17 protein-coding genes are annotated in these 18,329 nt (G+C 54.7%); 12 read left to right on the plus strand and 5 right to left on the minus strand.

Annotation, left to right across the window (positions count from 1 at the left end; genetic code table 11):
* The first annotated feature begins 242 nt into the window (after positions 1 to 242).
* The 3 genes from POR16_RS25090 to POR16_RS25100 all read left to right on the plus strand — a co-directional run bounded on the left by POR16_RS25090 (position 243) and on the right by POR16_RS25100 (position 1,992).
* Positions 243 to 1,124 (plus strand): manganese catalase family protein, encoded by an 882-nt coding sequence (locus POR16_RS25090; protein WP_005894953.1) that lies wholly within the window; start codon positions 243 to 245, stop codon positions 1,122 to 1,124.
* Between the two features lie 66 nt (positions 1,125 to 1,190).
* Positions 1,191 to 1,388 carry a hypothetical protein gene (locus tag POR16_RS25095; RefSeq protein ID WP_005894950.1) on the plus strand — a complete coding sequence of 66 codons (198 nt, stop codon included), beginning with the start codon at positions 1,191 to 1,193 and terminating at the stop codon, positions 1,386 to 1,388.
* A gap of 106 nt (positions 1,389 to 1,494) precedes the next feature.
* Positions 1,495 to 1,992, plus strand: coding sequence for a YciE/YciF ferroxidase family protein (locus tag POR16_RS25100; protein ID WP_005894948.1), 498 nt, complete (start codon positions 1,495 to 1,497; stop codon positions 1,990 to 1,992).
* 95 nt (positions 1,993 to 2,087) lie between these two features.
* On the opposite strand, the gene POR16_RS25105 is transcribed toward POR16_RS25100, so the two are convergent.
* A complete protein-coding gene (locus POR16_RS25105; RefSeq protein WP_005894946.1) occupies positions 2,088 to 2,606 on the minus strand; it encodes a DUF4142 domain-containing protein in 519 nt (172 codons plus the stop codon).
* A 350-nt stretch (positions 2,607 to 2,956) separates the two neighbouring features.
* Here POR16_RS25105 and POR16_RS25110 point away from each other — a divergent pair, with 350 nt between their 5' ends.
* The 7 genes from POR16_RS25110 (at position 2,957) to POR16_RS25140 (ending at position 11,006) form a co-directional block, all read left to right on the plus strand.
* Positions 2,957 to 4,405: an iron-containing redox enzyme family protein gene (locus POR16_RS25110; protein ID WP_005894942.1), complete on the plus strand. Its 1,449-nt coding sequence runs from the start codon at positions 2,957 to 2,959 to the stop codon at positions 4,403 to 4,405.
* Complete coding sequence (locus POR16_RS25115; protein ID WP_005894941.1) at positions 4,402 to 5,346, plus strand: methyltransferase; 945 nt, start codon at positions 4,402 to 4,404, stop codon at positions 5,344 to 5,346. The genes POR16_RS25110 and POR16_RS25115 overlap by 4 nt, the downstream gene beginning before the upstream one ends.
* A 174-nt stretch (positions 5,347 to 5,520) precedes the next feature.
* The gene (locus tag POR16_RS25120; RefSeq protein WP_005894940.1) at positions 5,521 to 5,934 is read left to right on the plus strand and encodes a VOC family protein; all 414 of its coding nucleotides are present in this window, start codon (positions 5,521 to 5,523) and stop codon (positions 5,932 to 5,934) included.
* Between the two features lie 150 nt (positions 5,935 to 6,084).
* Positions 6,085 to 8,229: a TonB-dependent receptor gene (locus tag POR16_RS25125; RefSeq protein ID WP_234887623.1), complete on the plus strand. Its 2,145-nt coding sequence runs from the start codon at positions 6,085 to 6,087 to the stop codon at positions 8,227 to 8,229.
* Positions 8,229 to 9,008 carry an ABC transporter ATP-binding protein gene (locus tag POR16_RS25130; protein WP_005894937.1) on the plus strand — a complete coding sequence of 260 codons (780 nt, stop codon included), beginning with the start codon at positions 8,229 to 8,231 and terminating at the stop codon, positions 9,006 to 9,008. The genes POR16_RS25125 and POR16_RS25130 overlap by 1 nt, the downstream gene beginning before the upstream one ends.
* A 1-nt stretch (position 9,009) precedes the next feature.
* Positions 9,010 to 9,969: an ABC transporter substrate-binding protein gene (locus tag POR16_RS25135; RefSeq protein WP_024691471.1), complete on the plus strand. Its 960-nt coding sequence runs from the start codon at positions 9,010 to 9,012 to the stop codon at positions 9,967 to 9,969.
* On the plus strand, positions 9,966 to 11,006 hold the full coding sequence (locus tag POR16_RS25140; protein WP_005894934.1) for a FecCD family ABC transporter permease: 1,041 nt from the start codon (positions 9,966 to 9,968) through the stop codon (positions 11,004 to 11,006). Before POR16_RS25135 ends, POR16_RS25140 begins: the two co-directional genes overlap by 4 nt.
* Before the next feature lie 36 nt (positions 11,007 to 11,042).
* Here POR16_RS25140 and POR16_RS25145 read toward each other — a convergent pair whose 3' ends face one another.
* The 4 genes from POR16_RS25145 to POR16_RS25160 form a co-directional block, all read right to left on the minus strand.
* Complete coding sequence (locus POR16_RS25145; protein ID WP_005894932.1) at positions 11,043 to 11,465, minus strand: hypothetical protein; 423 nt, start codon at positions 11,463 to 11,465, stop codon at positions 11,043 to 11,045.
* Between the two features lie 1,098 nt (positions 11,466 to 12,563).
* Positions 12,564 to 13,298: a hypothetical protein gene (locus POR16_RS25150; RefSeq protein WP_005894931.1), complete on the minus strand. Its 735-nt coding sequence runs from the start codon at positions 13,296 to 13,298 to the stop codon at positions 12,564 to 12,566.
* 231 nt (positions 13,299 to 13,529) lie between these two features.
* Positions 13,530 to 14,180, minus strand: a complete 651-nt coding sequence (locus POR16_RS25155; protein WP_005894929.1) for a hypothetical protein — start codon at positions 14,178 to 14,180, stop codon at positions 13,530 to 13,532.
* Positions 14,181 to 15,071: 891 nt separating this feature from the next.
* The gene (locus POR16_RS25160) at positions 15,072 to 16,151 is read right to left on the minus strand and encodes a hypothetical protein (protein WP_147460279.1); all 1,080 of its coding nucleotides are present in this window, start codon (positions 16,149 to 16,151) and stop codon (positions 15,072 to 15,074) included.
* Between the two features lie 685 nt (positions 16,152 to 16,836).
* Between POR16_RS25160 and POR16_RS25165 the strand changes: the two genes are divergently transcribed.
* Both POR16_RS25165 and POR16_RS25170 read left to right on the plus strand, forming a co-directional pair.
* Positions 16,837 to 17,676 carry a bis-aminopropyl spermidine synthase family protein gene (locus POR16_RS25165; protein WP_005894924.1) on the plus strand — a complete coding sequence of 280 codons (840 nt, stop codon included), beginning with the start codon at positions 16,837 to 16,839 and terminating at the stop codon, positions 17,674 to 17,676.
* Positions 17,669 to 18,244: a hypothetical protein gene (locus POR16_RS25170; protein ID WP_005894922.1), complete on the plus strand. Its 576-nt coding sequence runs from the start codon at positions 17,669 to 17,671 to the stop codon at positions 18,242 to 18,244. The genes POR16_RS25165 and POR16_RS25170 overlap by 8 nt, the downstream gene beginning before the upstream one ends.
* Positions 18,245 to 18,329: the final 85 nt, after the last annotated feature.

The following is an 18,329-nucleotide window of genomic DNA, read 5'->3' on the forward strand; positions in this document are numbered from 1 at the left end:
CCGTCGAGCCCCCTTCGCTGAGCGCCCCGCTGCGCCCGGTGTTCAGTGACTTACGCGTCGATCCTGTAGGACAACCAAGATAACTAAATTCTATTGAACTCGTTATTTGACACCGTTCATCCCATGAATTGAAAGTTATGAGCAACGTTTACAGGCCTCTCTTTTCATAACCAATGACTGCGTTGAATCGGCCCATTCATATGGGTTAACGCTTCCCAAGAAACAAAGCCTGAGGAAACGACATGTTCATTCATAACAAACGACTTCAATATACCGTTCGTGTAGCACGCCCTAACCCTGGACTCGCCAATCTGCTACTGGAGCAGTTCGGCGGCGCACAAGGTGAATTGGCAGCTGCGGGACGCTACTTCACACAAGGGCTGAGCGAAGATGATCCAGGCCGTAAAGACCTGTTGATGAGCATCGCTACCGAGGAACTCAGCCACCTCGAAATCGTAGGCTCGATTATCGTCATGCTGAACAAAGGTGCCAAAGGCCAACTGGCTGAAGGCATCGAAGAAGAAGGTGAGCTGTACCGCGCTATCAACGGCAATGGCAATGACTCACACATCACCAGCCTGTTGTACGGTGCCGGTGCGCCTTTGACCAACTCGGCCGGTGTGCCGTGGACCGCTGCTTATATCGACACCATTGGTGAGCCGACTGCTGACTTCCGCTCCAACGTCGCCGCCGAAGCACGCGCCAAGATCGTTTACGAGCGGTTGATGAACGTTACCGATGACCCAGGCGTAAAAGAAGCACTGGGCTTCCTGATGACCCGTGAGATCGCTCACCAGTTGTCATTCGAAAAAGCCCTGCACGCCATTCAGCCTAACTTCCCACAAGGCAAACTGCCGGGCATGCCGGAATTTACCAACAAGTACTTCAACATGTCCGGTGAGCCGAATGTACGTGGCCCCTGGAATCAGGGCGGCGAGTGGGAGTTCGTCGAGTCGCCTCAGCCAGCGGTCGACGGTGGTGATGGTTCTGCCTCTGTAACCCTGGATGCCAAAGACGCAGAGGTTCTGGAAATGATGAAGGAACGGACCATGTCCGACCCGACATCCAACCCCATTACTGGTGCTGACCTTGGGTCGGGCTTTGTTCAGGGCAAAGATCTTTGAGGACTGCTTCTTAAAGAAGCTGACTTATAAAAGAGAGCTCTGATACCGCGATCAGGAGAAAGGATCATGAAGCAAACACGCTCCAGCAAGCACTTTTCGCCTGATGGCGAACTCGGGAATGCACTGACAGATGCGGTATTCGTGAATGGGCTTCGTGCCTTTGAGGCACAGGCGCTTCTGGCACGCAGGGGGTTTCAGGTGGTCATGGCTGCCAAAGTCTTCGGCGTCGGAACGTTGCTGGACAACAACCTGCCCAGACGCTGATCAACCCGTCTTCAGCTGCACTTTTCAACCTGTTGCAACCCCACAAGCGAGGCTGACTTTTAGCCTCGCTTGTGGATAACTTCATGTGCAAAAAAGGATCATCTGCATGGCTCGTACTACGATAAAAGACCTGTTTATTCACGAACTTTCTGACGTGTACAGCGCTGAGAAGCAGATCACCAAGGCTCTCCCGCGGCTGGCTCGTGCATCCACTAATCCGCTGTTGGCCGAAGCATTCAAGGCTCACCTGGAAGAGACCAATGGGCAGATCGAGCGAATCGATCAGTTGGTGGAAGCCGAAGGCCTGAAACTCAAGCGCATGAAATGCGTGGCGATGGAAGGCTTGATCGAAGAGAGCAAGGAGCTGCTGGACGAGATCGAAAAAGGCGAAGTTTTGGACGCAGGATTGATCGGCGCTTGCCAGAAGGTCGAGCATTACGAGATCGCCAGTTACGGCACGCTCATCGCAATGGCCAAACACTTGGGGATGAAAGAGGCAGTGAAACTGCTCAGTGCCACATTGGCCGAAGAGAAAGGCGCTGACGAGAAGCTGACGGCTATCGCCGAACAGGGCGGCAATCAGGCAGCCACTTCAAGTAAATAGTTTCAAGCAGATAAGTAGTGAACGTATATGTAACCACCTGACCTGAGCAAAACAGTTCAGGCCAGGCGGTCTATCTGAATTTACATCCAGTCACATTATTGCTTGGCAGCGATGCCGCCGTGCGCAGCAGCCAGCTTTTTGGCGTGCTCCAGATGCTTTTCCAGGGTAGGAAGAGTTTCTTTGGCGAAGGCTTTCAACTCTGCGTCCTTGCCATTCTCGGCTTCTTCTTTGTACAGCTTGATGGCTTCTTCGTGCGCAACAACCTGGTTGTTCGCATAGGCTTGATCAAACGACTTTCCGCGCATTTCCAGAATCATCGCTTTGGCCTTGTCCATCAACATAGGGTCAGTGGACACTTCGATCGACTTTTTCTTGGCAATCGCGTCCAGTTTCCCATTGGCAGCCGTGTGATCTTTGACCATCTGCTGAGCAAACTCTTTTACGTCCGCAGCTACGCCTTTTTCATCCTGGGCCAATTTGCCTACCTGAACTTCCGCGATGCCTTTGGCAGACGCGTCTTCTACAAAGTCATCAGGGTCCTGGGCAGCAACGGCCATCTGGGAACCCAGGGTAAGTACAGCGGCAATGGCGCTTATACGAAAATAGTTGGTCATTTTCGGTCATCCTTTTTGGCAAGCTTTTGTGGAGTAAACATGCTGTCGTTATCGACGGCATACAGATTCGGACCTGCCTCAAAAACCTGCGTTCCGAGTTTTTTCATTCCTTCTTGCCATGCTTGCCGAGCGCTGCTCGTGCCCTGTCCATACAACCTGAATTCCGATTTCCATCCCGATATTTGCCTTCTTGGCATAACGCCGTATGCCTGGAGGGCCACCTATCGGTCCTCTGCAAAATGCGCTGAATTTCTGGCTGTCTGCACACTCCCTTCTCTACGCTTTATAGAAAACAGAAAGTCCTGCGTGACCGCGTCTATGTGATTTTCAACTGCCGAGGTACGATTTTCATGACGTCTCTTCAAGTGATGAACGGCACAGCCGTCGTCAAAACCGTCGTTGAAGAAGCCCGTTCAAAAACCATCTACCACTCATGGATGAATGATCGAGCTCCAGAACATCAACATGATGCGGTCACCTTTCTGAACCACTGCCTTGCCCGCGCAGAGCGAGAAAACAGTGATCTTCCGACGCAACCGGAAGTACTGGAGCAGTGGATGGAGCACAACGTTGGCGTCGTTGCAGATCAATATGCGCGCTATCTGGAACAGCGCCGTAATGGTGAGCCACGGCGTTTTTTCAAGAACAAGTCGCAAGCGATGTATTTCATTCAGCACGTTGCGCCGGTCAAGCTAGTGGATGGGTCCTGGCTGTACGGGCTGTTGCCACACTGGGCGGACTACCGGTTTCACGGCCTGATTCGCACGTACCTGGAAGAGCTGGGGGATGGTGAGCAGGCGCAGAACCACGTGTCGCTGTATCGCAAACTGCTGGCCGATCTCGATTGCGACACTAGCGCCCCGCTGCCGGATGAAGCGTACCTGCAAGCGGCCATCCAGCTTTCGCTGGGCCAGTTGAGTGATCAGTACCTTCCTGAAGTCATTGGCTACAATTTGGGCTATGAACAACTGCCGCTGCATTTGTTGATTACCTCGTTCGAGCTGAACGAGCTGGGGATCGATCCTTATTACTTTACTCTGCACGTCACCATCGATAACGCCAGTACCGGGCATGCCCGCAAAGCGGCGCAGAGCGTCCTCGAGTTGATGCCGGTAGGTCAGGAGCGCGACGAGTTTTATCGACGTGTCGCCAATGGTTATCGCTTGAACGAGCTGGGCATGGGCTCCCGCGAGGTCATTCAGTCGTTCGATCTCGAGCAGGAAGTTGTGGCCATGCTCGAGCGCAAGCGCACGTTCGGTCAGCATATGCATTCCGACTACTGCCGTCTGGATGGAAAAACAGTCAATGAGTGGCTGGCCGAGCCGGATCAGATTCCGGAGTTTCTTGCTGTGCTGGAGAACCGGGGCTGGATCAAGCGTCACGAAGACCCTATTCACAGCCGTTTCTGGAAGTTGTTCGAAGGCGCTGGTGCGCCGATGTTCGGCGTGTTCAACGGCTACGAAAAACAGCTGGTGCATGACTGGATTGCTGGCGATTGGCTGCCGGACGGCAGCGCCCAGCCATCGACCGGCAAGCGGTTGCCCGAGGCATTTCGTTCGCGCTTTCGCAACGTTCAAACCGGCGCTCAACCAGCGCCGGCGCTGGCAAGCACTGCTCAGGAAACCGATCCGGATGTACGCGAACTGCACATGAAGCTGGAGTCAGCGTCGGCCACTGAAAAGATGTCTACCCTGATCGAAAGCATGTCGCCAGCGCGTCATGCAACGGCCGCCGGACTGCACGCCACGCGCCTGTTTGTCAGCAGCATGACGGAACGAATGACTGGAGCACACGCATGAGCCACCCGCTGCCTGACCGTAATGCATTGATCGCTCTGGCAGAACGCCTGAAGACCAACGGCTACCACTTCATCACGCCCACTCCGTTGACCCACGAGCGTGTGAATCAGCGCCCGGAAAATCGCACTGCTGCATCATTGCGAGATGTGTTCGGCTGGAGCCGTCAGATCCCGGAGTCAATGCTGCCTGCCGAGGAAGCGCAAGGCCTGCTGGAAGCCGGTGTGCTTGAACGCAGCGACGACGGTTTGAAGAGCCGGGTGAGGTTTTCAAGCCTGGATGACTTGCTGCTGATGCATTCGGCTTTCCCGACGTCGGATGAGGACTCGGTATTCTTCGGCCCTGATACCTACCGTTTTGCTCAATCCATTAATCGTCACCTGCAAGACACATCGCAGGTGATCAGCCGCGCTGTAGACATCGGCTGTGGCACCGGTGCCGGAGGTTTGCTGATCGCCGTTGCACGCCCCGACGCGCAGGTATTTGCCGTCGACATCAACCCCAAAGCGCTGCACTTTGCCCAGACCAATGCCGCGTTGGCCGGGCTGGAAAACGTTGAGTGCTGCCAGAGCGATATCCTTTCGGGCGTCACCGGTACGTTCGACCTGATAGTCGCCAACCCGCCTTACATGAAAGACGCCAAACGCCGGGCCTATCGCCACGGCGGTGATGCACTGGGGGCAGACCTGTCGGTGCGTATCGTGCGCGAGTCACTGGATCGGCTGACACCTGGCGGCTCGCTGGTGCTGTACACCGGCGTAGCAATGGTGGGCGAACATGATCCGTTTCTGGAGTCGGTGCGAGGCGATATCAGTCACTCTGCGTTGGCTTGGACCTATCGAGAACTTGATCCGGATGTGTTCGGCGAAGAACTGCTGGAAGACGGATACGAGGACGTAGACCGTATTGCGGCGGTCGAACTGATAGTGACTCGCCGCGCGTGAAAAAGGGCAGGAAGCTGGCTGCCGTTATCTGTCGATAGATCGCTTGGATCGCGCATCCAGAAAATCGGAATTGGCCAGCCTGTCTGCGTCTCTGCAAGACTTGCCATAAGCCCTTGATCGACGCCCCTTGTTGATCAGGCTGATTTATCGCAAGTACGAAAAGGATGACGACGCATGCCACGACTCAACAGGATCATCGAGACCGCGCTCTACGTAGACGACCTTGTCGCAGCCAGAAGCTTTTACTCCGACACCCTTGAACTGGAGATCATGTTTGAAAGCCCGACACTGGTGGCTTTCAACGTCGGAGGTTCGAGCACGCTTTTGCTGTTCAAACGCGGTGCATCACTAGAGACGCAACACCTCAGCGGCGGCGAAATTCCCCCTCATGATGCGCAGGGACGCATCCATGTGTGCTTCGCCATCGATGCCGACCAGATGCAACCCTGGACTGACAGACTTGCTCGGGCCGAAGTAGCCATCGAAGGCCGCACCGAGTGGCCCAGAGGCGGCTCGAGCATTTATTTCCGCGACCCTGATGAGAATCTGCTTGAGCTGCTGACGCCAGGCTGCTGGGCGATCTACTGAGCGCAGTGCCGACAGAGCAAGGCATGTGACTGAACAGAGAATTCTGACGCCTGCTGGGCTGATCGAGAAGCGTGTATGCCGACTCTCAAATGTTATGTTATAACACTTGCCGGTTATCAAACGCAGCCTTCCGAAGCGATCCTCAACTCCATGATCAGCCCCCTTTTCCGCTCCCGTCGTCTAGTCACAACGTTCTGTCTGCTGACCAGCAGTGTGGGTTATGCAAATGCTTCAGAACAGGTCGAGCTTGCTCCGTCCTCGATAAAAGCCACAGCCCGGTCGCAAGACGTAGAACATCTCGACTCCGTCAGCAGCGCTGGCTCTCGCCTGCCGCTGACGGCGTTACAGACTCCGGCGAGCACCAGTTCGCTCGATGGGGACGAAGTGCGCAGTCGCGGTGACGCCAACGTGCAGCAAGCCGTGGCACGCAGCCCCGGCATCACGGCTGTCGGTACACCCGGCGACGGAGGCACTGCCCTGTCTGCGCGTGGTTTCACAGGCCAGGGGTCGGTGATGCAACTGTATGACGGCAGCCGTATGTACAGCGCGATGGGTACCGTCACCATGCCCGTTGACACCTGGGCAATCGACCGCATTGATGTGTTACGCGGCCCGGCCTCTGTGCTGTATGGCGAAGGTGCGACGGGCGCGGTGATCAATGTGATCCCCAAGAAACCCTTCGAAGGCGATATCGAGAACCACCTGCGCCTTGGCTACGGCTCTTACGATAACCGGCAGACAGCGCTCGACAGTGGCGGCTCGTTAACCGATCAACTGAGCTATCGCCTGAACCTGAATCAGCTGCACAGCAATGGCTGGATCGATAACGGCGACTCGCAAAGCACGTTCGTCAGTGGCGCTCTGCACTGGCAGGCCAGCGAAGACCTGTCGTTCACCCTCGCCCATGACGGTGGCAATCAGCGGCCCATGAACTACTTCGGCGTGCCGATGATCAACGGCCGCTACCACGAAGGCCTGCGCGACAAGAACTACAACATCGAGAACGACAAGCAGCATTACGACGATCAATGGACCCGGTTGACCACCGACTGGCAGATCTCCGATCAGGTAGCCTCATCCAACGAGCTTTACTACCTGACCTCGCACCGACGCTGGCAGAACGCCGAAAATTACAACTGGGACGCCGCCACTCAGCAACTGTCGCGCAGCGGCTATTTCAGCATCAAGCACAATCAGGAACAGGCCGGCGATCGCCAGACGTTTACCTTCAAACACAGCCTCGCCGGGCTGGACAGCCAGAGTGTGCTGGGCATGGATGTCAACCGCATCCGCTTCAAGCTGACCAACAATTCGCCCTACGACGATGTAAACCCGGCGGGCGACCCGGTCGATATCGAGAACCCCGCAGCGGGTCGTTTTCAGAGTGCGTCACCCTATTCGGAGCTTTTCAAAAGCACGACCCGACAACTGTCCGTGTTCGGCGAAAACCGTACGCAACTGAGCGACCAACTCTCGGTTATAACCGGCGTGCGGCGTGACTACGTGGATATCGAACGCAACAACCTGCGTGATGACAGCCGCACTGAAAAAGACCTGATCGGCAACAACTGGAAGGTTGGCCTGGTTTACGCGCTGACGCCGGACAGCTCCGCCTACGCTCAATATTCGACCAGCACCGATGGCGTGGGCAGCCTTGTCTCGCTCAACCCCACGCAGCAACAATTCGACCTGGCTACTGCCAGGCAATCGGAGCTGGGCTTCAAGCAAATGCTCTGGGATAAGCGTCTGGAGTGGACGCTGGCGGCCTACCATATCGTCAAGAAGAAGCTGCTCACCACCGATGCCGGTAATCCTGACCTCACCCAGCAGGTAGGCCAGCAGTCTTCCGACGGGCTTGAGGCGAGCCTGAAACTGCAACTGCCGCAGGATTGGGCGCTGACCGCCAACGCAGCCTTCGTTCGCGCCCGCTATGACCAATTTGACCAGAGCGTATCGGGCGTAGCTGTATCGCGCGACGGTAACACGCCCGTCGATGTGCCAAAGCGCACGGCCAACCTGTGGCTCGACAAGCAGCTCGGCAGTTCTGTGCAGATCGGCGGCGGGCTGCGCTATGTCGACAGCCGGTACGCTGATATCGCCAACACCAGCAAACTGCCCGCCTACACCGTCGCCGATGCAAGCCTGTCCTGGAAGGCACTGCGCAATACCACACTCGGCTTGCAGGCGCGCAACCTGTTTGATCGCCAATACGCAGCAAGCCAGTACAACGGCGGCCAGCAATGGATTCTCGGTGAGCCTCGCTCGCTGTACGTGACTGCGGACCTGAGTTTCTGATGCTTGCGATAGAGCGCCTCGCGTGGGCACCGGAACAGGCGTCAGTCTGTGCGCACGAGCACTTCGCCCTGAAGGATATCGACCTGCAGATCGACACTGGCGAGTTCGTCGGCCTGATCGGTCCCAATGGCAGCGGCAAGACCAGCCTGCTGCGTTGCGCGTTCCGCTTCAGTCGTCCGCACAGCGGCAAGGTCGCCATCAGCGCTCACGATATCTGGTCGCGCAGCCCACGCTGGTGCGCCCGGCACGTTGCAGTGGTTGCCCAGGAGTTTCCCGACGCATTCGGCCTGACGCTGCTGGACGTCACGAGCATGGGTCGCGCGCCGCATCAGGGTTTCTTCGCCCCTGACAGTGCGCACGACCGCGCCATAGTGCAAAAAGCCCTGACTGCCGTGGGCCTGGCAGGCTATGAACAGCACCGCTTCGACACGCTGTCCGGTGGTGAGAAGCAGCGCTGCCTGCTGGCACGGGCACTGGTGCAAGAACCCAGGCTGATGGTGCTGGACGAGCCGACCAACCACCTGGACCCGCGTCATCAGCTGGAACTGCTGGGGATGGTCAAACAGCTTGGCGTCGCGACGCTGGCCAGCATTCACGACCTGAACCTGGCGGCAGCATTCTGTGATCGTCTGTGTGTCATTCATCACGGCCGGCTCATCGCCCAAGGCACACCTCGGGAAGTGCTGACCCCGGAAATGCTGCTCAACGTCTTCGGCGCCAAGGCGCTGGTCGACAATCATCCTTTGCGCGACTACCCGCGCATTACCTGGATCCCCTGAGATGAATGCCCTGTTCGCCCGGCTGACTTTGCTCACATTGCTGTGCAGCCCGATGGCGCAAGCCGACCCCACTGCCTACCCCGTCACCGTGCAAAGCTGCGACCGCTCGGTAACGTTCACGGCTGCGCCGCAGCGTGCGGTCAGCAACGATGTGAACCTCACCAAAATGATGGTCGCGCTGGGTTTGCAATCAAACATGGTGGGCTACAGCGGCATCACCGGCTGGAACAAACCTGATCAGGCTCTGTTGCGCGATCTTGGCAAACTGCCCGAGTTGGCCAGCAAATACCCGTCTCTGGAAACACTGCTCAACGCCAACGCCGACTTCTATTTTGCCGGCTGGAACTATGGCATGCGGGTGGGCGGCGACGTCACGCCGCAGAGCCTGGCACCCTTGGGCATCAAAGCCTACGAGCTGACCGAGTCCTGCGCGCAGATAATGCCGCGCGCCGAGGCGACACTGGAGGATGTCTATAACGACCTGCTTAATCTGGGCCGGATATTCGACGTGCAAAACCGTGCAGAAACGCTGGTTGCACAAATGCGCCGCAGCGTGAGTGACGTCGAGGCAAGCGTTGCAGGCAAATCGCAGCCCAGGGTTTTTCTGTATGACAGCGGCGAAGACCGGCCCATGACCGCCGGCCGCCTGGCTATCCCCCAGGCACTGATCAGCGCCGCTGGCGGGCACAATGTGATGGGCGACGTGGACGCCAGCTGGACCCACGTCAACTGGGAGTCGGTGGTGCAAAGCAATCCCGAGGTGATCGTGATCGTCGACTATGGCGAAGTCAGCGCTGCGCAGAAACAGCACTTCCTCGAAAGCAACCCGGCCCTGCAGTCCATCGACGCGATCCGCAACCGACGCTATGTGGTACTGCCTTACTTAGCAGTGACGCCCGGGCTCGACAACGTCACGGCCATCGAAACACTTGCAGCAGCATTTCACGACGTGAAGCGATGACCCTGGCGCAGTGGCTGACCGAGCGCCCAAGCCGTTACACCGGTTTACTGATCGCCCTGACACTATTGCTGCTGACGTCCTGCGTGGTGTGCATCACCTTCGGCGCAGCGCCTGTGCCGTTGAACCGGGTGATGGGTATCCTGATGTTCAAACTGTTCGGCATTAACGAAAACCCCCAGCTCTGGACAGCGGGACAGGAAACCATCGTCTGGCTGATACGCACACCACGTGTGTTACTGGGCGTGCTGGCAGGTGCGGGGCTGGCGCTGATCGGCAGCGTCCTGCAAGCAGCAACCCGCAACCCTCTCGCCGACCCGCATTTGCTGGGAGCAACCTCCGGCGCGACGCTCGGCGCGGTGATCGTGGTCATGCACGTAGGGGAAGTGTTCGGCATGCTGACGTTGCCACTGGCCGCATTTGTCGGCTCGCTGGTCAGCCTGTGCCTGGTGCTGTGGCTGGCCAGCCATAAAGGCCGCCTGGACAGCCAGCGTCTGCTGCTCGGCGGAGTAGCCGTGTCCTTCGTGATGATGGCGATCGCCAACCTGTCGTTGTTTCTGGGCGACCACCGCGCCAGCTCCTCAGTGCTGTTCTGGATGCTCGGCGGGCTGGGGCTTGCGCGCTGGGAACTGCTGACCGTGCCACTGATCACGATCCTGTCCGGCTGGGTGCTGTTGCAAGGGCTGGGTCGCTCCCTGAACGCCTTGATGGGCGGCGATCAAACCGCCACAAGCCTCGGCCTGCAAGTGCGCAACGTGCGCCTGCTGGTCTTCCTGATCGCTTCACTGATGACTGGCGTACTGGTCGCCCTGTGTGGCTCCATCGGCTTTGTCGGCCTGATGGTGCCGCACATCGCCAGACGCCTGGTGGGTTCGGAGCACCGAAGACTGTTGCCCGTCGCCACCCTGCTGGGCGGGTTACTGATGATCTGGGTGGATGTCGTCTCCCGCACGCTGATCGCGCCTGAGGACTTGCCTATAGGTATCGCGACAGCGCTATTGGGCGGGATGTTTTTCATTTTCATGATGAAGCGGGATTGAGGCTGCTCCGGCCACACTTGATAAACAGCCGGATGCTTAGTTGCCCACTCGCTTGAACCAGTAATTGTCCATTTTTGTTTCCCAGTTCCCTTTGCTGTCTTTCGGTATGACGCCGGCCCACAGCACGTTCAGTTTTCGATTGTATGTCCCTATGGAATGCCCACCGTAGGCCCCCTCAAACGAGATGACCATTGGCCCCTGCCCTTTGACGCCCTCAACCCCTTCGTGACAGTAGGCTTTGTTAACGCGCGTCTCATCAAGGTTGTACTTTAACTCCAGCGTCACACAGTCAGTCCCGCACGCCTCTGCTGATGGGGATATGTCCATCACGACATGCTGACCGCCCGCTGCTGTCTCCCACCGCCCCGCCAGATCGCTGCATGACTTGACGTCAGCGGCTTGGGAGACGGAGGAAAACAGCGCGGCGACCAAAAGACCCAACGTCGCAGAACCTTTCATGAAAACTCCTTATTCAACAACTCTTTTGTAGGGACAACAAACTTACCCTGACTTGGAATAACCTGGCGACGGCATTTGTTCGTCGATGTGGATGCCTTGTACAGGGCACTGCCTGGAAAATCTCTCGCATACTGCTAACCGGCAGCCATGTATTTTTGATGAGTGGTCAGCGGGATCAGTCTGGTTCCAGAACTGGGGATTGGGGTTTGTATCAATCAGAACAGAGAGGGCGGGGGGATTATTTAATGCAGGTGAGGGCTGATTTTTTGATAAGCCTGCGGCAGTTTTGGATCTCGCAGGTCTGATCCCACGGAATAAAGTCTGTCGGGGACATGTAAGCTATTGGTTAAAAAATGATTTTCAATAAAACCAGCAAATGTACCCAGTGCAAGCACAATAGGGCTATGACGGCCGAGAAATGCCTCACTCTGTTACCGCCAGCGCAGAATCGAGCGGCCACACTGCCCAAGCTGAAACTGCAAACTCCGACCTGGGTGTCGTGTGGTTCGGTGAGGACCTGCCGACAGCGGTCTGAGCTGACAGCGAAAGATTGCGATGTTGCTCTATCAATCGGCAGTTAAGACCATTCGCTCGTCAAAACCTTGTGGTACGTCCCGAGCACAGTGGCCCGGAAAAAGCGTCACCGGCTACTCGACCGCAGGGTTCGGAGGCGCCAGCGACAGACTTTGTTTATTTCCGACAGACTTTATTTCTTAGCTTCACTTCACATTGATCCTACGGAATAAAGTCTGTCGGATCGATCCCAGCAAATTCATGGGGTAGCAAGTGGACGAATCAGAAATAAAGTCTGTCGCTATACCGGTTTTTGCGGACTCTGCGACAATATCTACCAAATAAAGTCTGTCGGACACATGTAACCAACTGATTTATATGAACTTTGGTAAAGAAATTCGCACTCGATAACCGATTTCGTTTCGCACGCTTGCCTGGTGTGCCGCTGTTGATATCAGGCGAGCGCAGTACAGGGAAGAGCCGTTTGGTTGAGACCCAGGTGGCAATGCTCAAGCATCGACCGCAGAATGGTTACAGGGTAGCGTTAAGCGCCCATGCAAATGAAGTCAGTGATTTAAGCTACTGTTAGATAGCGCCCAAATCGAAGAGAGCAGCTTTGACCTCCTGAACATAGATGCGATCACTCTCGGGACATGCCGAGGCCCACTCCTCGAGATAGAGCTGCAAGTTCGCCGTGGAGTTCGGTAGGAATGGGATGGTTCGCCATATACCAGGAGTTTGCTCGAAACTGGGCAATAGCCGCACCGCAACCAAGCGATTTAGCGTACGTTGATAGGGATCAGCTCGGAGCCTAGGCTCGTTGAGTCCTAGCCAGTCTTGAAAAGATTGCCCACTCGGTAGAGTGGTTGCAGGTTGTGCGAGAATGTCTGCTGCGTAGCTAGCCAAGGCGGCTGAGTAGGATGCCCAGTTCCAGTACGGCGGGGAAGCCTGCCATGTGACCGCCATTTGCCGAAGTACGAAAATGGAAGCTAGTTCACATAGACATTCATGGAACCATTTATTTTGGGGCAACCTCAGCCGTTCGTAGTTAGATAGAATGTGGCAAAGCTCATGCGCGAACTGGTAAGAATACTGGCTCCATTTGCGGTTCCGAGCAGAGAGAAGTACTAAGTATGGATCTGAAGAGACATTTCGATACCTGACCTCAGGATAGTCATCTTTGCCTGGCTCGATGTTGATTTTCACATCCTGCTCTACCTGAACGTGCTGGAGGAGTTGTTTGGTAACGTCAGTCAGCAGGTTTTGTATTTCTTCAGCTGTTACCTCACCCCAACCGGTTTTTCGAACTAGTAGCAGCATGACTAAATTTCCTAGTTAAGGGACTGCCGAATGCAGCCCCGAGTGATTGAAGAGAGGGGTCGAAGACGTCCATACCAAGCAGGTAGCTGCCGGTTACGAAACACCGAAATCGACTCGAAGTAGCTGATCTGCCTAGGATCCCGTCTTGGGGCTGAACAGTTTACGTTGTCCGAACCGAGAGCAGGCGCCCTTAAAGGATCCGCTCTATCAACCAGCTACCACGCACAGAACTTAGGACGCTAGCTTGCTCAATGCAACGGCAGCGGTACTAGCCGCACCGACTATGACTATCAAGGCTCCGAGCACCTTCCAGAGATCACTAGGCTTGAGTGCAGCAAGCAGCTCTTTGATGGTCATTTCTGCCGGGTTTTTATATAGCTTGGGTTTAGACGATTGATCAGCTAGTTTCTGCTTCCAACTCGCGAGCACGCCATTAAATTCTGAAGAGATAAGGGAGCTGGGGGTTGGGAGTATTTTCTGCACGTACCAGTCATAACCTGGCTCGAGCAAGCCTTCACTTTGGACACTCTCGTCCAAAATAACTAGGAGCGGAAGGCCTCGACTGTACGAAAGGGCAGCTTCGATCTGATTCCATGGTGTGGGATAGCTAACATTTTTAAGTTGCCGCTCTTTAGGCCCATTACGCCTCTCCAGGCCCTGCGCGAACCATGTGCGCTCCAGCGCGATGACTACAGTCCCGACGCATTTTCCCATCATGTCACTAATAGTCTTAAGCGGTGCTTCTGAGCCAAAAGCATTTCGGCCTAGTGTATGAGGTATCAATCCTTCGCTACGTAGCCGTTGCTCGACGGCATGCACGAACGCTTCCTGCTCTGCGGTAGCTGTGCCACCAACGCTTACAAACACATCCATCTGAGCCATTCGGCATCCATCCTTGAAGGAGTATTTTTAGGTCAAAACACATTTTGACCTCAATCAACGGTTCGATTTACAGATAACTGACACGCATTGCAACCACTTCGCACGCATCGCTACTCATTAAATGTTCACGCTCGATTCGTTGCGAAAAATTATTCGTCGTCTACGGCTCCCTAAATAGCTGCTTTTAACCGATATCTTACGCTGCTGACCGACCGCGATGGGTCGAATAGCGACGGAAGTGAACGGCCGCAAAGGGTAGATCTCTGCCGTCATGCTTACGAATCGTACTGGTCATATCCGATGGAAATGACTGGTCAGGTGGAATGCAGATGGGTGAGCAAGTCCGTGCAATTTCCCACCTGCATGGCAACCTGCGTAACCTGCTACGGCTGGCAGCACTTTATGCGGCATGGTTCGAGCATATTGCTGAATATTCGTAGCCTGGAAAAACCCCTTTAGCAACAGTCCGCTGCAGCCGTCGACTCCCTGGCTGCGTAACCGCTTGGTATCGCTGATGCAGAATTGACCCATCTGCCTACTTGGCATTGTCACATAAGTATTCAGCCCAAAGTCAGACCTGCTAATGCTTTACGAAGTAGACGCTTGGGTCGGCGAAATTTCGACAGCTGGGTCAATTCTGCATCAGCGGCAACTGCCAGATGGCCAATGGTGTGCACCTGCCGCCGCGATTAAAAATAAATTTTCCCGTCTTGAGTTCAGTGAGCTGGGTCGAGCATTTGCTGATATGAGACAAGTTTTGCAAAGGACTAGGTGCCGCTTCTTGCAGTGCTTTAAAGCCTGAGGGCGCTCCTTTTCGGGAATCACCTTCTCGTCCTACAAATGCATCGGCCAGTCTTCGCAAAACGACTGCTTGGCAACCGAGGCAGCGATCTAAGTTCTATCCTGCTCGGGTGGAAGAACGTGAACGCCATGGACGTCCGGTGCTGCGCAAAAAACTTCCTTTGCAGTCGCCCGAACGCAAATCTGGTTATAACCATGAAGAATATCGTAGTCATTTACCATAAGCACTGCGTTCACATCCGTGGCTATCCTAGCCCTGAGCTCCTCTATTAAAGGCTTATCAATGGCCTTTCCCTTTATCAGCTTGTCCAACGTGACATCAAGACGCGCGTGTTCAAGTGCGATAATGCAGTTTTTGGCCACGTTCATGTAGGTGAGCGGTCCATTTCCAGAGTCTTTAACCACCCCAGTATCCGTGAGCAGCGCGCAATGCTCATCGAACACTGCGACGAATATAGTTGTGGCAAACTCTGGAGCTATGAAAAATTCGTGAATAAAGCTATCCAATACGGATGAGTCCTCATCTTTGTCAATATAGAGGAATAGAAGCAACAGCCGGATCCACTGTTTGTACTCTTTCGACGAAACGTCATAGGTCTTGCAGATATAATTTTCTTCAGCGGGATTTTTTTCAGCTAACGCCACATACAGCGCCATCGCGCCAGGCTTATCAAGAACGTGGTCTAAAAAGGTATCAAACTGCTTTAACACCTCCTTGATTTTGTGTGGATTTCTCAGCCAGTTCATTGTTTTGTAAGTATAAATGAATTTGACGTGGTCCAGAAACCTCTCGAAATCGAATCCCTTTACATCACGCAAATGAATCGGAGACTGGCCATACAGGCTATTTCTGACATCGTTGATCATCGCAAGTAAGCTAGACACATGCTGGGGGTACGGCCCTTCGTAACGTTCGAACAAATGCTCAAAATTCAACCGACTGTTGTCGGTTGTCCTCATGAGCGTGAAAAGATCCTGAAACCCGAGGTTTTTCCAGATTGGAATCTTACCTTTCAGCTGCATGGTCGGCGTTTTTCTATCGACGATTGAAAATCGATAGATTTCAGGCTTTTTGGCACTCGGGTCTGAGCATGAGTTCAATCGCTGCTCGGATTGAGAAATGAAATGCTGGTTAGCCGTGGGGTTCATAAAATCATCAAGATTCGTCACATCTGGCCTTTGTACGTAAAAAGCGGGAAGGATGCCGCCATAACAAATGAATGGCGCCCAGAGAAAAAGAGAAGAGTGTGCCTTGAATCATTGCTGACGGGTAAATCGACGGCCCACCCAAGCGATATAGTACCGAACATATTCGTCACTCTGGGTGCCTGAGAAAGCGTTGAGCGCATCCGCCCAAATCAGAGAGAGCCCTACGCAGGCAGGTAGCCAATTTAGAAAACTGGCCCTTCCCTTGGATGGGCTCGGTTGGGAGACGGGTTGAAAGCTCGTATGCCTCCATAATAGCGACCTGATACTGCCAGGCACTCCTCTCAAGCTCATCTCGCCATAGATCCAGATACCTCGAGGTTCGCAGTGCTTGCTTAAGGTAAGCGTCTGCCTCCTGATGTATTGGCGCCTATGCCGTATTGATTCCATTACCGGGGTATCACTGACCCAGTCAGACTCCTCGCCCACCACTACCTTTACTGGATTCGTGTTGATTTCAAGGTGGGTTGGTCTAACGTCAGCACTCGGATCAATTAAGCATTGGCGCTGACAGGTACACCACCCGTCTGTCGAAATAGAGATACGTGAGGCTTCCACTCTGGTTGGATCCAAGACTATTCTCAAGCAAGCCCTTAGCTATCACCCCCTCTACCGCTAGGGATTCACTCGAAACACAGGAAGGTTGAAAGTGAAATTCGATCTAAGGAATGCGATCAACAGCATCTCAGATGTCGTGATGAATCGACCTGCGCCGCTCCGTGAGTTCGACCAGATATACATGAAGGTGGCCGATATGGTCATCCAGGCTGAATACGTAGCTAGGGTCTTCAATGGAAAAAAGGTCGTATTCGTAGGCGACGGCGATGGCATCGCGCTGTCCGCAGCACATCTGAAGGCCCAAGACGTGATTGATTACGGCCCATCCTCGATTACGTTGCTCGATTTCGACGAACGCATCGTGAACTCTGTTCTGAGATTCGGCGAGAAACTCGCCCCTAAGGTCGAAATTACTGCCCACTTGTACAACGTCGCGGACCCTTTACCTTTGGGTCACTTCGGCGTCTACGATGGCTTTCATATCAACCCACCGTGGGGGGCAAGTAACGGTGGCCAGAGTGTCACAGCATTTCTAGAGCGTGGAAGTCAGGCCACGAACGCGAGAGGGTTGGGGATCGTAGTCATCGCCGATGACCCAAATCTGCCGTGGACTCAGGAAGTGCTCAGGGATACACAAAAACGAGCTATCGAACTGGGATATGTCGTATCAGAGATGCTCCCCCAGCTTCACCTTTATCATTTAGATGACGCACCGGATTTACGCTCCTGCTCCTGCCTATTTCGGCGAGTGGTTCCCAGCTTGATGGAGAATAGCTCCGACAAATTGTCAGCGGATCGGCTAAGAAACTTCTACGGTAAAAACAATCCGCTAACCTACAAATATGTGCGTGAAACGCCCGACCTCAATGTCAACCGAGAGGCCGACCAGCGCTATTCCCTTGAGCATTACGAGGAGTTTCGCGATGCCTAATCCAATTGAAAATGGGCAAGGTGTGATCTTTATGAAGGTCGGATTGCATGCCTCAGAAACCCTCGAAGATATCGTAAAAAGAAAGCAGCAGGAGTTTGAAGCAGCGGGGGCAATTTTTTGGGGCTATGGCGGTAGTTCGTGCCATCCTCGTACGATGGTGCAGCCATTTGGGAAGTCGATGCAGGAAGAGGGCAAACATCTTCTTATCATCATGAACGAGATGAACTCTAAGCACACCGCCCCCCCGGTTGCCGCCTCCCATTACTCTGAAGATGGTGTCGACTGGGAAGCCGTTCCAAAAGGCATAGAAGTGCGAGGTTCTCGGTTTGCGCTTGTCCTTGATGAGCTTCGGGTCGAGGAGTTTGAAGTCAACCTCAATGAATTTGAGGTGGGCTTAGGCCAATCCCGAGGCAAAGTCGCTTCTGACTACTTGAAAGGACAGAATGATAAGGGCTGCTTGATCTACCACGAGCTGCATATTCCTCCGCCACCTGAGCAACGGGTGATCAAGCAGATAGGACTTATCGCGAGAGTGAAGCCTCCATACGCCGTGTTTCTCAAAAACTGAACGGAGTGGCTACATATGGGGAAAATAATCTACCTCACGGGCGCACCGGCGACGGGTAAGTCCACGCTGACCGAGCGTCTTGCGG

The sequence above is a fragment of the Pseudomonas coronafaciens pv. oryzae str. 1_6 genome (assembly GCF_000156995.2).
Classification (GTDB): Bacteria; Pseudomonadota; Gammaproteobacteria; order Pseudomonadales; family Pseudomonadaceae; genus Aquipseudomonas; species Aquipseudomonas tremae.

Bases quoted from the DNA above. Each gene is read 5' to 3' on its own strand.
- POR16_RS25090 (WP_005894953.1), top strand. From the start codon at position 243: ATGTTCATTCATAACAAACGACTTCAATATACCGTTCGTGTAGCACGC.
- POR16_RS25095 (WP_005894950.1), top strand. From the start codon at position 1,191: ATGAAGCAAACACGCTCCAGCAAGCACTTTTCGCCTGATGGCGAACTC.
- POR16_RS25100 (WP_005894948.1), top strand. From the start codon at position 1,495: ATGGCTCGTACTACGATAAAAGACCTGTTTATTCACGAACTTTCTGAC.
- POR16_RS25105 (WP_005894946.1), bottom strand. From the start codon at position 2,606: ATGACCAACTATTTTCGTATAAGCGCCATTGCCGCTGTACTTACCCTG.
- POR16_RS25110 (WP_005894942.1), top strand. From the start codon at position 2,957: ATGACGTCTCTTCAAGTGATGAACGGCACAGCCGTCGTCAAAACCGTC.
- POR16_RS25115 (WP_005894941.1), top strand. From the start codon at position 4,402: ATGAGCCACCCGCTGCCTGACCGTAATGCATTGATCGCTCTGGCAGAA.
- POR16_RS25120 (WP_005894940.1), top strand. From the start codon at position 5,521: ATGCCACGACTCAACAGGATCATCGAGACCGCGCTCTACGTAGACGAC.
- POR16_RS25125 (WP_234887623.1), top strand. From the start codon at position 6,085: ATGATCAGCCCCCTTTTCCGCTCCCGTCGTCTAGTCACAACGTTCTGT.
- POR16_RS25130 (WP_005894937.1), top strand. From the start codon at position 8,229: ATGCTTGCGATAGAGCGCCTCGCGTGGGCACCGGAACAGGCGTCAGTC.
- POR16_RS25135 (WP_024691471.1), top strand. From the start codon at position 9,010: ATGAATGCCCTGTTCGCCCGGCTGACTTTGCTCACATTGCTGTGCAGC.
- POR16_RS25140 (WP_005894934.1), top strand. From the start codon at position 9,966: ATGACCCTGGCGCAGTGGCTGACCGAGCGCCCAAGCCGTTACACCGGT.
- POR16_RS25145 (WP_005894932.1), bottom strand. From the start codon at position 11,465: ATGAAAGGTTCTGCGACGTTGGGTCTTTTGGTCGCCGCGCTGTTTTCC.
- POR16_RS25150 (WP_005894931.1), bottom strand. From the start codon at position 13,298: ATGCTGCTACTAGTTCGAAAAACCGGTTGGGGTGAGGTAACAGCTGAA.
- POR16_RS25155 (WP_005894929.1), bottom strand. From the start codon at position 14,180: ATGGCTCAGATGGATGTGTTTGTAAGCGTTGGTGGCACAGCTACCGCA.
- POR16_RS25170 (WP_005894922.1), top strand. From the start codon at position 17,669: ATGCCTAATCCAATTGAAAATGGGCAAGGTGTGATCTTTATGAAGGTC.